1 protein-coding gene is annotated in these 636 nt (G+C 64.5%); it reads left to right on the forward strand.

What is annotated here, in order from left to right:
• A partial coding sequence (locus ACKGJN_RS16425) for a hypothetical protein (RefSeq protein ID WP_409540648.1) occupies nt 1-636 on the forward strand: 636 nt, incomplete at both ends.

The raw sequence follows: 636 nt of genomic DNA on the forward strand, positions 1-636 counted from the left end.
ACTGCCCGCCGATATGGAACAGGCCCTGCACGCGGTCGGTGCCCTCGGCGGCAAGGCACAGAGCGGCAATCAGGCATTGTTCCTGGCGATCTTCCTCTGCCATGCCCGTGATCGCCTGGGGCGCGACGTTGACCACTTGCTGAAGCAGTGGGTGGATCTGCACTTCCGGTCGATGAACCGCTGGGGTTTTTGGGGATCGGACGCCGGGCCGACTCACCTGCACTTCCAGAATGGCTACCATCAGTACGAGGTGTTGGAATATCTGGCGGTGGAGAATCCGCGCGAGCGTGGCGCCGTGGATGCTGTGAGCGCGTTGGCCGACCCGCAAGGCCATTTCGCCCCGTACCCGGGTGGCGGCGGCTGCTACGATTACGACGCCGTTTTCGTGCTGACGCCCAACGGGAGCATTCCCAACGCCGAGACAGCGTCTCTCCTGCGCAAGACTGCCGCCACCCTGCTTTCGGAACAGTGTCCCGACGGCGGGTTCTGCGAGTCCTTGTACGTGCGGCCCCGTTCTCCCGCCAATCTCCTGCGTTTCGCCGGACAGATCCGGCGCGCATTGGGCAATCCTGCGCTGCCCAAAGAGCGAACGCGTTACGCTCTGGCGCTTCAGAGACCGGCGCACGACCGCGTCAA

The sequence above is a fragment of the Gillisia xinjiangensis genome, assembly GCF_046298265.1.
In the GTDB taxonomy this organism is placed as follows: domain Bacteria; phylum Bacteroidota; class Bacteroidia; order Flavobacteriales; family Flavobacteriaceae; genus Gillisia; species Gillisia xinjiangensis.